This is a genomic window from Psychrobacter sp. 1U1 (genome assembly GCF_051847535.1).
GTDB classification, from domain to species: Bacteria; Pseudomonadota; Gammaproteobacteria; order Pseudomonadales; family Moraxellaceae; genus Psychrobacter; species Psychrobacter saeujeotis.
The window spans coordinates 244441-266079 of the sequence record NZ_JBPYDD010000002.1 but is presented as its reverse complement, the minus strand read 5'-3'; the positions used below and the strand labels follow the sequence as shown (position 1 = coordinate 266079).

Genomic DNA, 21639 nt, shown 5'->3' with positions numbered 1-21639 from the left:
TATAGAAGAATTAGGGGTATAACACGACAGATAGTGTCGTATAAAGAAACAAGAAAAGGTCTTGAACATTCAAGACCTTTTATAAAGTGATGTGTCAAAACAGCATACGCCATAGTAGGATAGATGATTATTGAACTTTAGCGCGTATAATCACAGTCTGCGGCGTATTGGCATCGAGGTTGACTAAGTTCCATTTGAGACCAGAATAATTCTCTTGAACAACGACAGTATTACCAACTTGTTTGATGGTCTGATAGTTGTCACCACCAGTGGTCGCAAACGTCGGTAGCGAGCTGTTTAAAGACACCAGTTTGACGCCGCTTGGTAATGACACCTTTGCATTGATATCACTCACTGGCTGCGCAGTCGTATTGATATAAGTGGTGTGGTATTCAATAACATCACCGGGCGCGACGTGATTGGCCGGTACGGCCATGTCGCGGCCCTCGCTATTTTTTAGAATTTTCATGATTTTAGTTTGCGCGCCAACGATATCGGGTGTGCTAAAAGTTGGTTGTAGTTGTAAGGTATCTAAAGATGTTGCTATAGAGACGACTTGGTTGGTCACTGCTTGGCTAGTAACAGTTTGATTAATGGTTGGCTGGGCGCTAGTTGTTTGATTCAACACTGGCATCTCATTACTAGTAGCAACAGGCAGTACTTGGGCTACTGTATTTACAGGAGTGGTTAGGACACCTGCTTGAGTAACTTGTTTGGTCACTGGTATGGTATTAAGAGGTAGCGTATCAACTGGAACTGTCGTGATCGTTGTACTGCCCTGAGTGGTGCCTTGATGAATAGTATAGCGTGGCACATTGGAGATTTGAGCGACTGAAAACGGTAGACCGTCTTGCATCGTAATACCATTAGGCATCGCAGTAATGGTCGCGTTTTTGCCATTAGAGTGCTGCTCGACCACAGTAGTATTGCCAGTAGTAGGCTGACCAATAGCAATTTTAGAAGCAGCATTTGCCATAGAAGTAGCAAGAACACAACCAATCAATATGCTAAAAAGAGTTACTCTCATGTATACGAACTGATTTTTGTTAAGTGTTTTTGGCGCACTAATATTCATGGTCATGACAGAGTCCTTTCAGATGATAGTAAATAAAGCTAAGATAAGTATTATATAAATAGAAAAAACCCTTGTAAGCTAACACTGTAGACCGTGTCAACCCACAAGGGTGGAAATCTTAATGGCAACCGCCAGCTTGACAGATACCAATCACAAGATAGGTATTAATTTGAATCCAAACAATTATGCACTAAAAAAATATCAGTAGAAAAGCACAATTGTGTAATTTACAAAAGCTAAATAGCTGTCAAAGGACTCTATAGTCAGTAGCTAATAAACAATAATTCCAAGTCTCTATACTAACCATAAATGACTTTCATTACTTCATATTCAACCACACCTTTTGGCGTTTCAATACGAGCTTCATCGCCTTCAAACTTACCGATTAAGCCACGGGCAATAGGGGAGTTGACAGAGATTTTACCCACTTTAAAATCAGCTTCGTCATCGCCGACGATTTTATAATGTTTTTCTTCTTCAGTATCCATATTTTCGATGACGACAGTGACACCAAACACCACACGACCTTCTTGTTTTAAGGTTGTAGGGTCAATGACTTGAGCTCCGCCAAGCTTGGCTTCGATATCACGGATACGTGCTTCACAAAATCCTTGCTGCTCACGGGCAGCATGATATTCAGCGTTTTCTTTTAAGTCACCATGTTCACGAGCTTCAGCGATAGAAGCAGTAATACGTGGACGGTCGACGCTTTTTAGTTGTTTTAATTCGGCTTCTAAGGCGGCATGCCCTTGTGGAGTCATAGGGTAACGTTGCATGGTTTTTTTCCTTAAACCAATAACATCACACCACCTCATAATGAGATGGTGTCGATGTTATTACAATAAATGTGAAATATAAAAAAGATGGTTTTTGTGTTGTTCAATCTTTAAAACGTTAAGGATTCAACAATTGATTTGGTATCTTACAATAAACTTACGTGATAAAAAGCATAGTCGCAATTAAGCCACTATGCTTTTTAAAAATTATACTATTAAGGTAAGGTTACGATTATGGTTAATTTACTGAATTTATTCAGTCGCGTCAACTACCTTTGCTTGCTCATGCAAATCTTGTAACTTATAGACATCAAACGGTAAGTCAATCGCGTAAGATTTGCAGACGGCATCAGCGGCACCTAAGGTTGTGACATAAAATACTTTGCCCTGTAGCGCACTACGGCGGATGGAGAACGAATCCTCCTGTGCCTGTTTGCCTTCGGTTGTGTTGATAATAAGGTCAATCTTACCGTTTTTCAAGGCATCAACGATATGCGGACGACCTTCAGTAACTTTATTGATCTGCTGACATTCAATACCTGCATCGCTCAGTACTTTTTGGGTGCCAGTAGTAGCAACGATATCAAATCCAAAGTCTGCCAACTGACGTGCGATAGGAGCGATTTGTGCTTTGTCACTATCACGAACTGAGATAAAGGCAGTCTTGGTTTCGCCTGCCGTTGGCAAGCCTGGCAGACGCTCATTACTACCAATAACGGCTTTATAAAATGCTTCGCCAAAGGTCTTACCAACGCCCATAACTTCACCGGTTGATTTCATCTCAGGACTTAAGATTGGATCGACACCAGGGAATTTGGCGAATGGGAATACAGCTTCTTTTACTGCATAAAATGCAGGGACAATCTCTTTGGTAAAGCCTTGATCTTTAAGCGAGGTACCAGCCATACAGCGCGCTGCGACTTGTGCCAATGACGTACCGATACATTTAGAGACAAACGGTACCGTACGGGCAGCACGTGGGTTAACTTCTAAAATATAGACCGTTTTGCCTTTTACGGCAAACTGTACGTTCATCAGACCGATAACGCCAAGCTCTTTTGCCATAGCAACGGTTTGCGCGCGCATCACGTCGCATAATTCATCAGAGAGCGAGTAAGGCGGCAGTGAACAGGCAGAGTCACCAGAGTGTACGCCCGCCTGTTCGATATGCTGCATGATACCGCCGATTACGACATCATTACCGTCACAAACACAGTCCACATCGACTTCGATGGCATCGTCCAAGAAGCGATCTAATAGGACTGGTGCTTCGTTGGATGCTTGTACGGCAGTGCGCAAGTAATGTCTCAGCTCATCTTCGTTATAGACAATTTCCATAGCGCGACCACCTAGGACGTAAGAGGGGCGTACCACTAACGGATAGCCAACGTCTTTTGCTTTAACCAAACCGTCTTCTAAACTGGTCGCCAACGCATTTGATGGTTGTACTAAGTCTAGTTGTTGGATCATGTGCTGGAAGCGCTCACGGTCTTCAGCACGGTCAATTGCATCAGGACTGGTACCGATGATTTTAACGCCGGCTGACTCTAGTGCACGAGCAAGTTTCAATGGGGTTTGACCACCGAATTGTACGATGACGCCGTCTGGGTTTTCGATACGCACAATCTCTAACACATCTTCTAAGGTGATTGGCTCAAAGTAAAGACGATCTGAGGTGTCATAATCGGTCGAAACCGTCTCAGGGTTACAGTTGACCATGATAGTTTCAAAGCCATCTTCGCGCATGGCAAGCGCTGCATGTACACAGCAATAGTCAAACTCAATACCTTGGCCAATACGGTTAGGACCACCACCGATGACCATGATTTTTTTCTTGTCGGTTGGGTTAGCTTCGCATTCGCTGTCATAGGTTGAGTACATATAAGCGGTGCTGGTAGCAAACTCTGCGGCACAGGTATCGACGCGCTTATAGACTGGATAGACGTTTAGATCCCAACGCTTTTTGCGTAGCTGCTTTTGCGATACACCAAGTAATTTCGCCAGACGCAGGTCTGATAAGCCTTTACGTTTAAAGCTACGCATATTTTGTTCAGTTAAGCCGCCAAAGCCTAAGGTTTTCACTTGTGCTTCGGTTTTGACAATGTCTTCGATTTGTACCAAAAACCACGGGTCAATTTTGGTAAAGTTGAATACTTCATCGACAGTCATACCGACGCGAAAAGCATCAGCGAGATAGTAAATACGCTCAGGCGTTGGAATAGTCAGGCGGTTAATAATCTCAGAACGCGCTTTGTCAGCAGGTACTTTTGCCAGATCGATTTGCTCATCAAAACCATCAGCGCCTGTCTCCATGCCGCGCAGGGCTTTTTGCATAGACTCTTGGAAGTTACGACCGATTGCCATGACTTCACCGACTGATTTCATTTGCGTCGATAGGATATTATCCGCTTGTGGGAACTTTTCAAAGTTAAAACGCGGTATCTTAGTGACCACATAATCAAGCGCAGGCTCAAAGCTGGCAGGAGTCTCGCCACCAGTGATGTCGTTTTGTAACTCATCTAGGGTATAACCAATCGCCAGTTTTGCTGCGATTTTGGCAATCGGGAAACCTGTGGCTTTTGATGCTAATGCTGATGAGCGTGAGACGCGTGGGTTCATCTCGATGACAACCATACGACCCGTGTCAGGGTTGATACCGAACTGTACGTTTGAGCCGCCAGTTTCTACACCAATCTCACGCAGTACTGCTAATGATGCATTGCGCATGATTTGGTATTCTTTATCGGTCAAAGTTTGTGCTGGTGCAACCGTGATAGAGTCGCCAGTATGGACGCCCATTGGGTCAAAGTTTTCAATGGCGCAGATGATGATGCAGTTGTCGTTTTTGTCACGAACCACTTCCATCTCGTACTCTTTCCAACCGATTAATGACTCATCGATAAGCAATTGATGGTTCGGTGATAAATCAAACCCGCGCTCACAAATCTCGATAAACTCATCGCGGTTATAAGCGATACCGCCACCTGAGCCGCCCATAGTAAATGAGGGGCGAATGATACATGGATAGCCCATTTTTTCTTGAGTAGCAAAGGCTTCTTCCATGGTTTCAGCAGTCTCAGCGCGCGGACATTCAAGGCCAATACGCTTCATGGCTTGGTCAAACAGCTCGCGGTCTTCTGCCATCTCGATTGAATCTTTGGTGGCACCAATCAACTCGCAGTTATATTTGGTCAGTACGCCATGCTTGTCTAAATCTAGCGCACAGTTAAGCGCGGTCTGTCCGCCCATCGTTGGCAAAATAGCGTCAGGGCGCTCAGTGGCGATGATTTGCTCGACCGTCTGCCAAGTGATTGGCTCGATGTAGGTCGCGTCAGCCATGACAGGGTCGGTCATGATGGTGGCAGGGTTTGAGTTGACCAAGATGACGCGGTAGCCTTCTTCTTTTAGCGCTTTACACGCCTGCGCGCCTGAATAGTCAAACTCACATGCTTGACCGATGACGATAGGGCCTGCGCCAATGATAAGAATGCTTTTTATGTCGGTACGTTTTGGCATAGTTAGGGCTACCTTCGTTTAAATAATATTTTAGTGAATCTATACTTTTATAGGGCTTATCATGTTTTGTATGATAACGCTTAAACCGCTATTAATGATTCAAGCGTTATATTTATTGTTCGACAGTTGACTATCTACTTATGGTTAATGACTGGTTGTCAAGACTTTAAGCCTTCGCCGTCTTAGCAGCTGCCATCATCTCTGCAAATTTATCAAACAGTGGCGCAGCATCATGCGGGCCAGGGCTGGCTTCTGGGTGACCTTGGAAGCTAAAGACTGGTTTATTGGTCAGCTCAATCCCTTGGTTAGTACCGTCGAATAATGAGCGATGGGTAGACTTCACATTGTCAGGTAGCGTATCTTCATCAACCGCAAAACCATGGTTTTGACTGGTAATCATAACTGTACCAGTCGCCAAATCTTGTACAGGATGGTTGGCACCATGATGGCCAGTTTTCATTTTGATGGTGTTGGCACCACTGGCAAGACCAATCAACTGATGACCTAAGCAGATACCAAAAGTTGGAACATCGGTTTCTTCAATGATGTGACGTACCGCATCGATAGCGTAATCACAGGCAGCAGGGTCGCCAGGACCATTTGATAAGAAAATACCGTCTGGATTCATCGCGAGCACGTCTTTGATCGGCGTTTGTGCTGGCACGACAGTCACATGACAGCCACGATCTACTAGCATACGTAGAATGTTGGTTTTACTACCGAAGTCATAGGCAACAACGTTATATTTTGCTTCAACATGCGTACCCAAATGCTTAAAGAAGCCGCCTGTACCGCTATCATGGCTACCGGGCACGTCACGGTTGAGTAGAGTATCTGATAAATCCCAGCTGCCTGCTGTCCACTCAAACGTTGTTGGCGTACAGCATTCTTTTGCTAAGTCCATGCCTTCTAAGCCAGCAAATTCTTGTGCTAGTTTAATGGCTCGCTGCTCGTCATCGCTGCTGATGGTTTCACCATTAGAAGCCGTCAGGATACAGCCGTTTTGCGCACCTTTATCACGTAATAGACGCGTTAATTGACGGGTATCAATATCGGCAATAGCGACTGTATCATGATTTTGCAGATAATCGCTCAATGATTCTGAATTACGAAAGTTTGAAGTAACCATCGTCGCATCGCGGATAATCAGACCGTCTGCCCAGACTTGATGACCGTTACCAGACTCAACATCTTCAGCGTTAGTACCAGTATTGCCAATATGTGGATAGGTGAGAGTGACTAGCTGGCGTGCGTAGCTTGGGTCGGTCAGGATTTCTTGGTACCCTGTCATGGCTGTGTTAAAAACCACTTCGCCGACACGATGACCAAGACTACCGATACTGACACCGCGAAAAATCGTACCGTCTGCTAGTGCCAAAATTGCTTGTATTTCTGTCGATGAACTCAAGGGGTGCCTCCACTATTATTGGTGAGTGCCATGATAATGTGTTGATTCAAATATTGGCTTACAAGTGCTTTTTAGACTGTTATAACTGCTGTCAAAACCAGAATAAAAAAGGGCTAAAGTCAAAAATTTTCCACAAAAAAGCGAGAAGACATTATTGATGAAAACTACAAAACTCACTGGGTAGTGAATAGGTAACTTGCATCATGTCCGCTCGCTTAGGCACAGATTTTGCGCATTATATACAATATATGCCAATATAGCTAGCCGATTAACAAGCTTAATAATCACTTATCAAAGGATAGTTGCAAACAGGCCTTTCAAAATTATAAAAATAGCCTAAGTAAAAGGAATCTAACTCTCTACTCAACATCAATATAGCCACACGTCTGCTATCAAAATGGCTGGATTTTACGACATAGCTTTGCCACAATGGACGGCAATTAATTATGTCCAATAAACAATAAAGCCAACACGTACAACTAAAACAAGGATTCGTTATGATTTATCGGTATTTAGACAAAACCCCTGAGTTTGCTAGTCCATTCAATGGTTGGGTCGCAGATTCAGCACGCGTCATCGGTGACGTTTATCTGGGTCATCAAGCCAGTATTTGGTTCGGAGCGGTCATTCGCGGTGATAACGAGCGCATTCATATTGGTGATTATAGTAATGTGCAGGAGAATAGCGTTATCCATACCGATGAAGGTATTGAAGTCAAAATTGGTAACTATGTTACTATCGGTCATTTAGCCATGTTGCACGGCTGCGAGGTAGACGATAATAGTCTGATTGGCATCGGCGCTGTAGTATTAAACAACGTCAAAATTGGCAAAAATTGCATTATTGGTGCAAAGGCTTTGGTCACTGAGGGCAAACAAATTCCAGATAATTCTCTCGTGATGGGTGCCCCTGCAAAAGTTGTCAAAACTCTGACTGATGAGCAAGCGGCTATGATAAAAGAGTCTGCTATGCATTATGCGGCGCGTTGTCAGAAGTTTAAAACTGGTCTAAAAGAGATTGAGCAACCAGAATAAAACAACTTTAATAACGATAAGTTAATAGCGATAAAAAGCATAATGAGTTCAATATAAAAAAGATACAGCGGGACTGGTATCAGTTTTTCTGGCTTGCTGTGCCTACGCCGACAGAGGCTGCAAAAAACTGATACCAGTCGCGCGTCATAACCTAACGTATCCATTTTATTTAGCATTAACTATATCAATCAATTGAACGATATCAAAACGTCCTAACCAACATTTATTTCTAATGAGCATTTTCATATGAGCACCAAAAACATCGACCCCGCTTTCGTAGCACGCACCTTAGCGTTATTTGACTTAGACCACACTTTACTCGATGTCGATAGCGATTACCTATGGGGCGAATATATCGTCAAACATGACCTCGTCGATGAAGCCGAATATCGCACTGCTAACCAAAAGTTTTATCAGGACTATATCGAAGGCACCCTTGATGCGACGGAGTATAATGAATTTGTCGCGCAGTTTTTGAGCAGTTTGCCGATGGATAGACTGCATGAGTTGCGAGAAGATTATATTAAAAGTGAAATCGAGCCTCATATTCGTCCAAAAGCGATGGAAGTACTGTGTCAGCACATTGAGCAAGGTCATGATGTTGTGATTATTTCTGCGACCAATGACTTTGTGGTGTCTGCCATTGCTGAACGGTTTGGCATTACGGATGCCAATGTGCTTGCTACACCGCTTGAAATCAAAGATGAGCGCTATACTGGCAAATTGACTGATAAGCCAAACTTCCAAGCGGGCAAGATTTATCATCTTGATAAATGGCTTGATAAGCAGCAAATAGCAGGGGTTAAGTTTGAGAAAACTTACGCGTATTCAGACTCCAAAAATGACATACCGTTATTAAATTGGGCGGATATTGCCATTTGTGTCTCACCTGATGATGCCCTGCATGCGCATGCGCTTGCCCATCGCTGGGCAGTAGAGGATTGGTCGATTTAGGCTGTGTAAAGCTTCTTAATATAAACGCTGTTTAATACAAAGACAGTAATAATTAGCCAGACATTGTATGTCAATCTCATTTAATATAACGCCATATCAGTAAGATATTATCAATCCATTATAAAATAAATACAGTGTTACTGGGATAAATTTTGCGCAGCCTCTGTCAGCGTAGACACAGCAAGCAAGTAAAATTTATACCAGTGACACGTTATAATGTTTGTACTCTTTTTATTTAAGATTAACTATATTTAATATTAACGAAACAGGAAAACCTATGGAAATCAATCCGTATCAGGAACAAATCAAGGATCTATCTGAGCGTGGGCAGGACTTGCGGAGGTATCTTTGACTTCGATGGTAAGCAAGAACGCTTAGAAGAAGTCAATTTAGAATTGGAAAACCCTGAGCTATGGAATGACCCCGAGCGTGCCACTAAGATTAACAAAGAAAAAAGCCAACTTGATGGGGTCATCGATGTCGTGGTTTCGCTTGAGACCACCTTAGAAGATGCATCTGCCATGCTGGAGCTGGCAGTAGAAGCAGAAGATGAATCGTTGCTTGCTGATGTACAAGCCGAGCTCGACGATGCGGAGAAGCGCGTTGCGGACTTAGAGTTTCGTCGCATGTTTAGCGGTGAGATGGATCCAAATAACTGCTACTTAGATATACAGTCGGGCAGCGGCGGCACCGAAGCGCAAGATTGGGCCGAAATGCTACTGCGCATGTATACGCGCTGGGCAGAGGCGCATGGCTTTAAAGTCGATGTCATTGAGGTGTCGTCAGGTAGCGTCGCTGGTATCAAGTCAGCCACGATTGAAATCAAGGGCGATTATGCGTTTGGTTGGTTACGTACCGAAATTGGCGTGCATCGCTTAGTCCGTAAATCACCATTTGATAGTAATAATGGCCGTCATACCTCATTTGCTGCTGTTTTTGTTTCGCCTGAAATCGATGATAATGTCGAGATTGATATTAATCCAGCGGATTTGCGTATTGATACTTATCGTTCATCGGGCGCGGGTGGTCAGCACGTGAACACCACGGATTCTGCGGTACGTATTACTCACGAGCCAAGTGGCGTAGTCGTGACTTGTCAAAATGAGCGTAGCCAACATGGTAACAAGGCCACTGCGATGAAAATGCTACGTGCTAAGCTTTATGAGCTTGAGATGCAAAAACGTATGGAGTCGCAACAAGCGGTTGAAGATAACAAATCTGATGTCGGTTGGGGCAGTCAAATTCGCTCATACGTGCTGGATGACTCACGTATCAAAGACTTGCGTACCGGTGTTGAAACCTTTAATACCGGTGCGGTACTAGATGGTGACCTCGATCAGTTTATCGAAGCGAGCCTAAAAGCTGGACTGTAGGGGTGTTTTTAAGAATAAATCCCTACTCTTAATTCTCTACTCTTTTTGACGTAGCCACCGCCTACAGCAATTCATAAGGTTGATAGTTGGGTAACAAAACAAAAATTACTTAAGGAAAAATTATGCTAAGCGTAAATAATTATTTTGATGATAAAGTCACTTCTATTGCCTTCCAAACGGCGACTAAGCCAGCTACTGTCGGTGTCATGAGCATTGGTGAGTACGAATTTGGCACTAGCGAATTTGAAACCATGACAGTCGTTAGTGGAGCGTTGACGGTAAAGCTGCCAGAGAACGATGAATGGCAAACGTTTAATGCTGGCGAGCAATTTACTATTGAAGCCAATAAGAAGTTTAATGTCAAAGTTGAAGTAGAAACGGCTTATTTATGCACTTATGGTAAATAGTGGCTTTTAGATTCGTATTAGAATAATTAACGCCAAGTGTTTAACGCTTGGCGTTTTTTTATGGGTGTTCAATAAGCTAGATTTTACACAGCATTACACTTTATCTGTGGCAAGTAAACAGCAAAAATAATCACAGTTAATTATGCTAAAACAATAACTTTCAATAGGCGTACTGTTTTATGGCAAAGGAAAACCAGCAAGCAATTATGGAAAACACACGTCATGATTACGAACATTTAGCGCGCCGTGCTAATCTGCGCTATGTGAGCGACGATGAACCTGGATTTACACGTAGACGTTGGGGGCGCGGGTTTACCTATCGTGATGCGACTGGCAAGACTGTGAAGGACAAAGCTTTGCGCAAGCGTTTTGATGCTTTGGTTATTCCACCGATGTGGTCAGAGGTTTGGATATGCCAAGATGACAAAGGCCATCTGCAATCAACGGGTCGCGATGACAAAGCACGTAAGCAGTATTTGTATCATCCATCATGGAATAATATCCGTGATCAGGCTAAGTTTGATGCCATGATAGGTTTTGCAGAAGCACTACCAAACCTACGTGCACAAGTCGAAAAAGATTTAGAAGCTGAACCATTGTCACGAGAAAATGTATTGGCTGCAGTTGTCAAATTGCTTGAGACGACCTTGATTCGTATTGGCAATAGTCGCTATGCTAAACTCAATAAAAGCTATGGTCTCAGTACGTTACGCAGTAAGCACGTGAGCGAAACAGACAACGGGCTGGCATTTGATTTTGTCGGTAAAAGTGCCAAAGAGCACCATATTGAGTTGCAGGACGAGCGTTTAATTGACATTGTACAGGCATGTAGTGAGCTGCCCGGTTATCAGATTTTCAAATATTTGGATGACAATGGCGATAAGCAAGTCGTTGATAGTGCAGATATTAATGACTATTTACGGATGCACACTTGCGACAATGATTGTGAAAGCAAGATGTATAGCGCAAAGGACTTTCGCACATGGATGGCAAGTGTGCTGGCGGCCAGCTACCTTTACGATGAGCTGCAAACGTCAGTAGGCAAGGAGATACTGACAAGTGCGCCTGAAAGCGACGAGCGCCAACAGCTCATTACAGAGATGGTCAAAGATGTGGCGGATGAGCTAGGCAATACACCCGCTGTATGCCGAGCCTCCTATATTCATCCTGTCATTCTTGAGAAGTTTTTAGCGGGAGAGTTTTTTGAGACTTATAAACAAGCACGTCGTGGACGTACTAAAGAATATCAACGCTGTGAAGAGAAAGCGTTACTTGGGTTTTTAAGTACATTAGAATGAATTTATAGCTATTAGAAAGCTTGCATTTAATCGTAAAAATGATACGTTATGTATTGAAATAAACATAGAAATGCGTTACTAATAGATTATATTAAATGTAAGAATAAGAGACGGTCTATAGGATAGGACCGTTTTGCTATTAAAATTAACACAGATCCGACTTGAGCCGTTGCTCTTTATTTATAAATCGCTAAAGGATTAGCTCATGACTACCTCATCTTCAAATACCAATTCATCTCAAAACATTACTTCAAACACTTTAACAAGCTATGCTGATTATTATAATAATTTTGACATGGAGGCGTTGTTAACAGAAATCTTTGGTGAGCATCTGGACGATCGGCTTAATGCTTATATGGCCTGCTGTGGCCGTCATGTGCGTGACGGCCGTGCTGATAATATCGCGCTGGTACACGAAGATACTGCGGGCAATGTAACGCGCATGAGTTTTGGTGAGTTAGATAAAGCCAGCGCACAGGTAGCCAGCTTATTACAGTCTTATGGCGTGCAAGTCGGTGACCAAGTAGCCACCATGCTACCGCGTACGCCTGAGTTATTAATCATTGTACTGGCAACTTGGCGTTTAGGTGCGATATATCAGCCTCTATTTACCGCTTTTGGCTATGATTCAATTAAGTACCGGATGGACAAAGCTAACACCAAAGTAGTTTTCACTAACGCTGATAATCGTAGCAAGTTTGAAGATTTGGCTGAGCAGACCAAAATGGTCTTTATCGGTAGTGCAGCTGATAGTAAGGCTTGGGGTGACGACAATTATAACGAGATGATAGCAACACAGTCGCAAGAGATAGAACCAATCTTGTTAGATACAGATGCGTCATTTTTGCAGATGTTTACCTCAGGGACCGTTGGCAAGTCAAAAGGCGTCAGTGTTCCATTAGCCGCGTTGCCAGCTTTTTATCTATATATGCGCTATGCGATTGATCTACGCGAGAGTGATAACTACTGGAATATGGCAGATCCAGGCTGGGCGTACGGTTTGTATTATGCGATTACCGGACCTCTACTATTAGGTGTCACGACTTATTTTAATGAAGCGGGTTTTGATGCGACCAATACGCGCGACTTTATGGTGCGTCATAAGATTACCAACTTAGCTTCTTCACCAACGGCATTTCGCATGATGAAATCAAGCGGTGTCTTTGAAGAAATCACTGATAATAATCCTTCGACATTATCATTACGCTGTGCCAACTCAGCAGGTGAGACTTTAAATACTGAAGTAGTAAGCTGGGTGCAAAACCATTTAGGCTGCCAAGTCTGCGATCAATATGGGCAGACAGAGACCGGAATGACCTGCTGTGAACACCATGCGTTAGAACATGAATGCCCAGTCGGATCGATGGGTATGGCTCTGCCAGGACATACCCTCGTCGTGTTGGATGATGATATGCAAGTATTGCCTGATGGCGAGCAAGGCCAGCTAGCAGTTGTAGTCAGTCAATCGCCAGCGTTTTATTTCCGTGGTTATAGCTGGAACGAAAAACAGGCATTCTTTGAAGACTATTATCTGACAGGAGATGTGGTCGAGCGCCATAGTGATGGCAGCTATTGGTTCTCAGGGCGTGACGATGACATCATTACGACGGCAGGTTACCGTGTCGGTCCAACTGATGTTGAAAACACTGTATTAGAACATGAAGCTGTTGCTGAGTCGGCCGCCGTCGGTGTCCCTGATGAGGTGCGCGGACACAATATTAAGTCCTATGTGGTGCTAAAAGACGGCATCGAAGGCAGTGACGAGATTGCCCAGCAAATTAAAGACTTGGTACGTAAGCGTTTATCAACCCATGCTTATCCACGTGAGATTGAGTTTGTTACAGCATTACCAAAAACGCCAAGTGGCAAGATTCAGCGCTTTTTATTACGTAGTTTGACTGCTGAATAAGCTACTAAATGAACAGGCTTAATTGTCAAGATTTTTAATACTTTCAACTAAAATTTTCCAACATTTTAACTAAAAATACTAAATCTTAAATGGTTAAGGAATAACAATGCAAATTCAACAACACAGCTTTTTAGTCACCGGTGGTGCATCAGGACTGGGTGAGGCAGTCGTTCGTGCCATCGTTAATGAAGGCGGCAAAGTCGTTATCGCTGATTTGAATGAGTCGACCGGACAAGCATTGGTCGAGGAGCTGGGTGATAATGCTCGTTTTGTACGCTGTGATATCACCAGTGGCGAAGAGGTACAGGCGGCTGTCAATAAAGCCGAAGAAGCATTCGGCGGGTTGCAAGGATCTATCAACTGCGCAGGTATCGCTGTCGTACAAAAACTGCTCGATCGCGGAAATAATCCAGCGGAGCTTGATGCCTTTAGTCGCGGGGTTAATATCAACCTTGTTGGCTCTTTTAACGTGGCACGTTTGGTCGCAGCTTCCATTGCTAAGCGCATAGCGAACAACAGTGATACAGAGAGCGTGGCAGAAAAGAACGCTGACAATGGTGTCATTATCAATACGGCATCTATCGCTGCTTTTGATGGGCAAGTAGGGCAAGCAAGCTATGCATCATCTAAAGCGGGCGTGGTCGGTTTGACCTTGCCACTCGCGCGTGAGCTGGCCCGTCACGGTATTCGCGTCATGACGATCGCGCCTGGGGTCTTTGCAACACCTATGATGGATACCATTCCTGAAAAAGCGCGTGAGCAGTTAGAGGCGGGCGTTCCTTATCCTAAACGTTTGGGCGCTCCTAATGAGTTTGCCAAACTGGTCACTCACATTATTGATAATGCTTACTTAAATGGAGAAGTCATTCGCCTGGATGGTGCCATTCGTATGGTTTAATCTGTATTAATTGGCTGTAAAATCCGATAACTCCTTGATATAAATTTCTTATTTATAAAAAAGACACAACATTTAGCATAGCGCTTTGCTATTTATAATAGATGCAAGATTGGTCGATATAGTAATATGGTTGCCCAATAAATATCGATTAAGAGTAAAGCGCTTGTCATCTCTCTGTATTTTTCTCCAAATTACTCGTTATAAGTTCATCTTTTATCTAAATTGGATGAATTCTGATTGTTGATGTAAATGCAGTTTCAACAGTCCAGGTCAATAGCATTAACTGCCAAAAGATACTCTTCTATCTTTCTAAAGCTACTCTTATAACACAATTGTGGATAAAGTCCTTATAAATCAAAGGTTTGTTCTTAATTCTGTGCACGCCTTGTGGCTATTGACTCTTATTGATAATTACTATCTATAATTTATCATTTCAACTCATCAATAAAGCGACTTTAAAGTCACTTCTTCAACGATAAAACCAGCTATGGAGATTATTATTACCCTATTACAGAACCATATATCAACGTTATAGTACCGTATATCTAGACTATTTTATGTTACCTCTTCCCTTTTAGTATTTCTGTGCTATTGTCTATAATCGCTTATCTGAATATAGAGAGGAACCCGTGTTTGAAAAGTATACCCACCATGAGTATCGAAACGACATTCAAGGACTGAGGGCCATAGGGGCTATTATCATCATGGTGTTCCATATCTGGTTTAATAAGGTATCAGGTGGGGTTGATGTATTTTTCGTCGTTTCCGGATTCTTAATGGCTTCAATAGTATTAAAAGGCTATTTTTTAAATGGTACGGTAAGTCCGTTTCCTTTTTGGGGCGGCGTTATAAAAAGAGTCGCGCCATCAGCATATATTGTACTTGCAGCGACACTTATTGCCAGCTACTTTATCTCATCGCCAGTTCTTATATATACCGTGTTACATGAGATCATCGCCAGTGCCTTGCATCTTGAAAATATCCAGTTAATTAGGCTTTCTGTCGATTATCTATCTACTGGTAGACCGCCAAGCCCGGTTCAGCAGTTTTGGGCGCTGTCTATTCAAATGCAGTTTTATGTGGTCTTTCCACTGGTTTTGATTCCTCTTGCTTATTTTGCGAAGAAAAGACAAACATCTACGCCTCTTTTTTTGGGAATAATTGTTATTATACTGGCATCCTTTGCCTACGCTACTATGCTGGTCAAAGACGATCCAGCAATGAGTTACTTCAATCCATTGTCTAGAATTTGGGAGTTTTTCTTCGGTTCACTCTCGTTTCTTTTAATATCCAATGCCAAAAAAATAAAATATAGACAGATTTTAGGCATCTTAGGTATTGCTTTGATTATTGGCGGTGCAATCTTTATACCTAGAGGCGCAAATTTTTCAGGTCCTATATCTTTAATTCCTGTACTTGGTGCAGTTTTTATTATTATGTCAGGTGTCGGTGGTCAGGGCGTTGTAAACAAGCTATTGTCCAATAAATTCCTAGTATTCTTAGGGGGGATATCTTTCACTATCTATCTATGGCATTGGCCTATCCTAATATTTTATAAAGAATATTTTGGTTATGAGTCTATTAGTCTGATACAAGGGCTAATGATCATGAGCGTATCTACGATTTTGGCTTACTTTACCAGCAAAAAAATAGAATCTCCTTTTAGAAGAATACCAAGAGAAAAAGTACTGGTGAATTTTTCAATCGGAATTCTATTTTTCTTACCTGTGATGGTAGCGGCTTTCGCTTTTAGACACGAAGTCGTCTCTACTACTGAAAGCGCTAAAATAGAATTGGAACAAAAATCTATTGAACCATTTACAGGTGATAAAATTTACTTAGAAAATGAAAGCTTCAAACCAGATCGTGAACGTCTGCTTACGATAAAGCAAAGGGTCCCTGCTGCCTATGCTGCTGGTTGCAATCAATCTATGGATGGAGAGGAGGTGACTACTTGCGATTTTGGAGACTTGTCATCTGATCGTGAGATAGTACTGGCAGGAGGCTCTCATGCAGTACAATGGATCACCGCACTAGACAGCATCGGTAAAGAGAATAACTTTAAAGTGATCAATATGACAAAAGCGGGTTGTCCTTTAGGAGTGGTAGAAGAGTCTAACGAATCTTGTCACATATGGAATGAGGAGGCGGTTGAAAAAATCATAGAGATAGCGCCTCATGCTGTCATCACCAATTCTACTAGAACCGTAGTAGACCAAAAAGAGTTTATCCCTCAATCTTATATTGATACTTGGAAAGTAATCTCTGACAACGAAATAGATGTGATTGGGATAAGAGACAATCCACGCTTTGGTTTTGATGTACCAGACTGCTTACATAGAAGTAGGAACGCAGCAGATACAGATGCGTGTGTCATAGACCGGACTGAGGCTCTATTGCCAACTGATCCTACTATAGAGTATCAAGACATTATTACAGGTATTGATATGTCAGATATGTTCTGTACCGCCGAAAAATGCCCGACTACTTTTTCTGGAAAAATAATGTATCGTGATGCAGAACACATCAGTATAGAGTATGCACACTTTATAAAAGATACCTTTGAAGATAAATTAAAAGAAGCGTTATCTACGGTCAGCTAAAAATATTCAAAATGTTAAGTTAATACAGAAAGAGCCCAGCGCATTGGTTAAATCAACGCTTTGGGCTTTTTTGTGTTAACAGCCTCTAGAGCCGTAGATTTTATAATTTCTTCTTACCATATTCTTCTCTTGAAATAGCTATACAACACACCAATTGATAGCCTATAAGTAATATCATTACTACTGGCAAGGTTTAAAACAAAGCCATTGTAGTTGGTATATGTGAGCACTATTACCAATAAGTCATTATCTGGTGTTGACACTAAATATATTTAGTTGAAATACAATCCGATATCCCGCATATACATAGCAGACAAACAGAAGGGCCATATTATAAGCCCATTATAAAAACTGTTAAAAATATGAATTATAAAAGGATAATACTATGAGATTTGAGAAGTTTACGCAAAAGCTGCAAGCCGCCATTCAAGAGGCGCAAAGCCTAGCGTTAGGACGTGATAATACTGGTATCGATCCAGTGCATTTGCTTGCCGTACTGCTGCAGGATGAGTCCAATTTGTCTATCTGTCAGCAGGCAGGTGCCTCTATTCCTGCACTAAAAAATGGTGTAGCAAAAGCGTTAGACAATCAAGCCAAAATTAGCGAGCCGACAGGAGATGTCAATCTAAATCCAAACTCGGTCAAAATTCTAAATCTTGCAGATCGTCAAGCGCAAAAAGCGGGTGATGATTTTATTGCTACTGAATGGGTCATATTGGCACTGGCTGAACAGGGCGAGACCAAAAAGATATTTGAGAGTGCAGGGGTGACTGCTGATAAGTTAAAAGTAGTTATCGAGCAGTTACGTGGCAACGACAAAGTAGATAATCAAAACGCTGAAGATCAGCGTGATGCCCTTAATAAGTATACGATTAATCTAACCGAGCAGGCAGAGCTTGGCAAGCTCGACCCAGTCATCGGCCGCGATGAGGAGATTCGCCGTACCATTCAGGTGCTATCACGCCGTACCAAAAACAACCCAGTGCTCATTGGTGAGCCAGGTGTCGGTAAGACGGCTATCGTTGAAGGCCTAGCGCAAAAGATCATCAATGGTGACGTGCCGGAGGGTCTGCGTCGTAAAGAAGTACTGTCGCTTGACTTGGGTGCACTGATTGCTGGAGCAAAATTCCGCGGTGAGTTTGAAGAACGTCTCAAAGGTGTACTGAGCGATTTAGCTAAACAAGAAGGTAACGTTATCTTGTTTATCGATGAGCTGCATACCATGGTTGGTGCCGGTAAGACGGATGGCGCGATGGATGCTGGGAACATGTTAAAACCTGCATTGGCGCGCGGTGAGCTACATTGCGTTGGGGCGACGACCTTGGACGAATATCGTCAGTATATCGAAAAAGATGCTGCACTTGAGCGTCGTTTCCAAAAGGTATTGGTTGATGAGCCGACGGTTGAAGATACCATTGCTATTCTTCGTGGTCTCAAAGAGCGTTATGAGTTGCATCATGGTGTTGATATTCAAGACAGCGCCATTATCGCGGCGGCGCGTATGAGTCATCGCTATATTACTGATCGTAAGCTGCCGGATAAGGCCATCGATTTAATAGACGAAGCAGCCAGTCGTTTGCGTATGGAGATGGACAGTAAACCTGAAGCGCTAGGTAAGCTTGATAGTCGTCTTATTCAGCTAAAAATGCAGCGCGAAGTGCTCAAAAATGAAGAAGATGCTGGCGCACGAGCTGAGCGTAAAGTGCTTGATACGCAAATTGATGAGCTTGAAAAAGAATACGCTGATCTTAACGAAGTCTGGCAAGCAGAAAAAGCGCTGGTCAAAGGCAGTCAACAGCTCAAAGATGAGCTTGACAAAACGCGCATCGCTTATGATAAGGCAAGCCGAGAAGGCGATTACGAGACCATGAGTAAACTGCAGTATGAAACCATACCGCAGCTTGAGCGCCGTATCAATGAGTCTGACTTGGCTGAGCAAAAGGAGCAAACAGGTGAGCCTGCTGGCGTAAAATTACTACGTAATAAAGTCACTGATAATGAGATTGCTGAAGTGGTGGCCGCGGCGACAGGTATCCCGGTCAGTAAAATGATGCAAGGTGAGCGCGATAAGATGCTAGCAATGGAGGACAAACTCCACGAACGCGTTATTGGTCAGGACGAAGCAGTTGAGTCGGTTGCTAATGCAGTGCGTCGTAGTCGGGCAGGTTTGTCTGATCCGAATCGTCCTTCTGGCTCGTTCTTGTTCCTAGGGCCAACAGGGGTAGGTAAGACTGAGCTGACGAAATCTCTAGCAAACTTCTTATTTGATAGTGAAGAGGCGATGGTGCGCATCGATATGAGTGAGTTCATGGAAAAGCACAGTGTCAGTCGCTTGGTAGGTGCTCCTCCTGGTTATGTCGGCTACGAAGAGGGCGGTACATTAACCGAAGCTGTACGCCGCAAGCCTTATAGTGTTGTGCTATTTGATGAAGTAGAAAAAGCGCATCCAGATGTGTTTAATATCTTATTACAGGTATTGGATGACGGGCGCTTGACTGATTCGCAAGGTCGGGTGGTAGACTTTAAGAACACGGTTATCATCATGACCAGTAATTTGGGTTCACATAAAATCCAAGAGATGGTTGGTGAAGACTACCAAGACATCAAAGCGGCAGTAATGGATTCAGTTGGTGAGCATTTCCGTCCTGAGTTTGTCAACCGTATTGATGAGATCGTAGTGTTCCATGCGCTCGGTCAAGAACAGATGGCCGGCATTGCTGATATCCAACTAGAGCGTTTGCGTCGCCGCTTACAAGATCGTGAGTTAGATATTACCTTATCTGATGAAGCAATGAGTCAGTTGGTCGCTGTGGGTTATGATCCAGTATATGGTGCACGTCCACTAAAACGTGCTATCCAGCAAGAGATTGAAAACCCATTGTCATTAAAACTGCTGGCAGGTGACTTTGTCGCAGGTGACATTATCAAAGTCGACGTAGATGTAGATGATAAGCTCACCTTTGATAAGCTTAGAATGAGTTAATAACGCTAAAGTGTAGTACAAAACTGACCCCTTACTTGCAATAGCAGGTAAGGGGTTTTTTTATTTAAAAACATAATTTGTACCTTGACGGTGTTTTCACTTGCTATATTAGATAAAAGCAGATCAATAGGGAGAATATGATGACAACCATTACCAAACGTATCAATGTACCTTTGAGCATAGTAGCATTACTATTTAGTGCCTCTGCTTGCTCTAACTCAACCACCTTAAATACTGATACAACGCCCCCACCAATAAAAGCGTCTGATGATGCTGCTAATAGTGCGCAAAAAAGCACCAACAAACCTGAATTTACGACTAAAGAGTTTGCGACCTTCAATGAGCCATGGGCAATGGCAGCGCTACCAAAAACAGCTAATGACCCTCTCAAACTACTTGTGACCCAAAAAACAGGTGAGCTCTTTATCGTTGATACTCAAACGAGCAATAAGACACAAGTCGATGGTGTGCCAAGTGTGGCATATGGCGGACAAGGCGGTCTTGGAGATATTGTGTTAGCGCCTGATTTTGCAACGAGTAAGATGGTATATATCAGTTATGTTGAAGCAGGTGACGGTCCCGGCAATAACACATTTGGCGCTAAGGTCGTTAAAGCCAAACTTGTAGGGCTAGACACTGATTCGCCAAGTTTGCAAGCTATCACACCTATTTGGCAGCAAACCCCAAAAGTAAAGGGACAAGGTCATTATAGTCATCGATTACTATTTTCTCCTGATGGACAGTATTTATACATCAGTTCAGGGGAGCGTCAGAAAAAGGACCCTTCACAGGATATGACCGTTAATTTGGGTAAAATAATTCGGCTAAATGCTGATGGGTCTGTCCCTAAAGACAATCCATTTGCTGGCAATACTCGCAACATTGCTTCACAGTTTTGGACAATAGGCCATCGTAATGTGCTTGGTATGGCATTTGATGAGTCAGGCAGATTGTGGGTCAATGAGATGGGACCTCGTGGCGGTGACGAGTTTAATCTCATTAAAAAAGGCAATAACTATGGCTGGCCTGTGGTTTCTAATGGCCGTAACTATTCGGGTACTGATATTCCTGATCACGACACCCGTCCTGAGTTCGAGCCGCCTAAAATTACATGGACACCGGTTATTTCACCCTCATCTATGAGTATTTATAGCGCTGGTAATCAAAACAATTTTCCAGAATGGCAGGGTGATGCGCTTATGAGTGGTTTATCATCCAAGGCTTTAATCGTAGTCGATATGAAAGAGACAGGCGATGCGTCTGAGCGTTATCGTTATGATATGGGTGCTCGTATTCGTAATGTTCTGACAGTCGATGGTGAAGTGTGGGTATTAGAAGATGGCGATAGCGGTAGATTGTTACAACTCTTACCAAAATAAGAATATGCCTCTTTATTTGATTTATA

The 21639-nt window shown here is 43.0% G+C and carries 14 protein-coding genes; 10 read left to right on the top strand and 4 right to left on the bottom strand.

All coding sequences use genetic code 11. The features are described from left to right. Nucleotides 1-127: 127 nt before the first annotated feature. From ACS8FB_RS03415 to carA, 4 genes are all read right to left on the bottom strand, one after another. Nucleotides 128-1081 carry a hypothetical protein gene (locus ACS8FB_RS03415; protein WP_439261008.1) on the bottom strand — a complete coding sequence of 318 codons (954 nt, stop codon included), beginning with the start codon at nucleotides 1079-1081 and terminating at the stop codon, nucleotides 128-130. Nucleotides 1082-1374: 293 nt separating this feature from the next. After that, nucleotides 1375-1851, bottom strand: a complete 477-nt coding sequence (gene greA / locus ACS8FB_RS03410; protein ID WP_299219453.1) for a transcription elongation factor GreA — start codon at nucleotides 1849-1851, stop codon at nucleotides 1375-1377. 252 nt (nucleotides 1852-2103) lie between these two features. Continuing rightward, nucleotides 2104-5367 (bottom strand): carbamoyl-phosphate synthase large subunit, encoded by a 3264-nt coding sequence (carB, locus tag ACS8FB_RS03405; protein WP_439261007.1) that lies wholly within the window; start codon nucleotides 5365-5367, stop codon nucleotides 2104-2106. A gap of 166 nt (nucleotides 5368-5533) precedes the next feature. After that, nucleotides 5534-6775, bottom strand: a complete 1242-nt coding sequence (gene carA, locus ACS8FB_RS03400) for a glutamine-hydrolyzing carbamoyl-phosphate synthase small subunit (protein ID WP_439261006.1) — start codon at nucleotides 6773-6775, stop codon at nucleotides 5534-5536. Between the two features lie 497 nt (nucleotides 6776-7272). Between carA and ACS8FB_RS03395 the strand changes: the two genes are divergently transcribed. The 10 genes from ACS8FB_RS03395 (at nucleotide 7273) to ACS8FB_RS03350 (ending at nucleotide 21613) form a co-directional block, all read left to right on the top strand. Beyond that, nucleotides 7273-7809, top strand: coding sequence for a gamma carbonic anhydrase family protein (locus ACS8FB_RS03395; protein ID WP_439261005.1), 537 nt, complete (start codon nucleotides 7273-7275; stop codon nucleotides 7807-7809). A gap of 246 nt (nucleotides 7810-8055) precedes the next feature. Further along, nucleotides 8056-8763, top strand: coding sequence for an HAD family hydrolase (locus ACS8FB_RS03390; protein WP_439261004.1), 708 nt, complete (start codon nucleotides 8056-8058; stop codon nucleotides 8761-8763). A 277-nt stretch (nucleotides 8764-9040) separates the two neighbouring features. Then, nucleotides 9041-10136 (top strand): peptide chain release factor 2 gene (prfB, locus tag ACS8FB_RS03385; protein WP_299219459.1). Its coding sequence is split into 2 segments (ribosomal slippage): nucleotides 9041-9112 and nucleotides 9114-10136, totalling 1095 coding nucleotides; the frame shifts between segments, so codons are not numbered across the junction. Nucleotides 10137-10258: 122 nt separating this feature from the next. Then, entirely contained in the window at nucleotides 10259-10543 is a 285-nt protein-coding gene (gene ppnP / locus ACS8FB_RS03380) for a pyrimidine/purine nucleoside phosphorylase (RefSeq protein WP_439261003.1), read from the top strand. 179 nt (nucleotides 10544-10722) lie between these two features. Next, entirely contained in the window at nucleotides 10723-11841 is a 1119-nt protein-coding gene (locus tag ACS8FB_RS03375; protein WP_439261002.1) for a DNA topoisomerase IB, read from the top strand. A 205-nt stretch (nucleotides 11842-12046) separates the two neighbouring features. Next, a complete protein-coding gene (locus ACS8FB_RS03370) occupies nucleotides 12047-13750 on the top strand; it encodes an AMP-binding protein (RefSeq protein WP_439261001.1) in 1704 nt (567 codons plus the stop codon). 106 nt (nucleotides 13751-13856) lie between these two features. Continuing rightward, nucleotides 13857-14648, top strand: a complete 792-nt coding sequence (locus ACS8FB_RS03365; protein WP_439261000.1) for an SDR family NAD(P)-dependent oxidoreductase — start codon at nucleotides 13857-13859, stop codon at nucleotides 14646-14648. Nucleotides 14649-15277: 629 nt separating this feature from the next. Then, nucleotides 15278-17251, top strand: coding sequence for an acyltransferase family protein (locus ACS8FB_RS03360; RefSeq protein WP_439260999.1), 1974 nt, complete (start codon nucleotides 15278-15280; stop codon nucleotides 17249-17251). Between the two features lie 385 nt (nucleotides 17252-17636). Next, the gene (gene clpB / locus ACS8FB_RS03355) at nucleotides 17637-20234 is read left to right on the top strand and encodes an ATP-dependent chaperone ClpB (protein WP_439260998.1); all 2598 of its coding nucleotides are present in this window, start codon (nucleotides 17637-17639) and stop codon (nucleotides 20232-20234) included. Between the two features lie 137 nt (nucleotides 20235-20371). Continuing rightward, nucleotides 20372-21613, top strand: coding sequence for a PQQ-dependent sugar dehydrogenase (locus tag ACS8FB_RS03350; protein ID WP_439260997.1), 1242 nt, complete (start codon nucleotides 20372-20374; stop codon nucleotides 21611-21613). Nucleotides 21614-21639 lie beyond the last annotated feature (26 nt).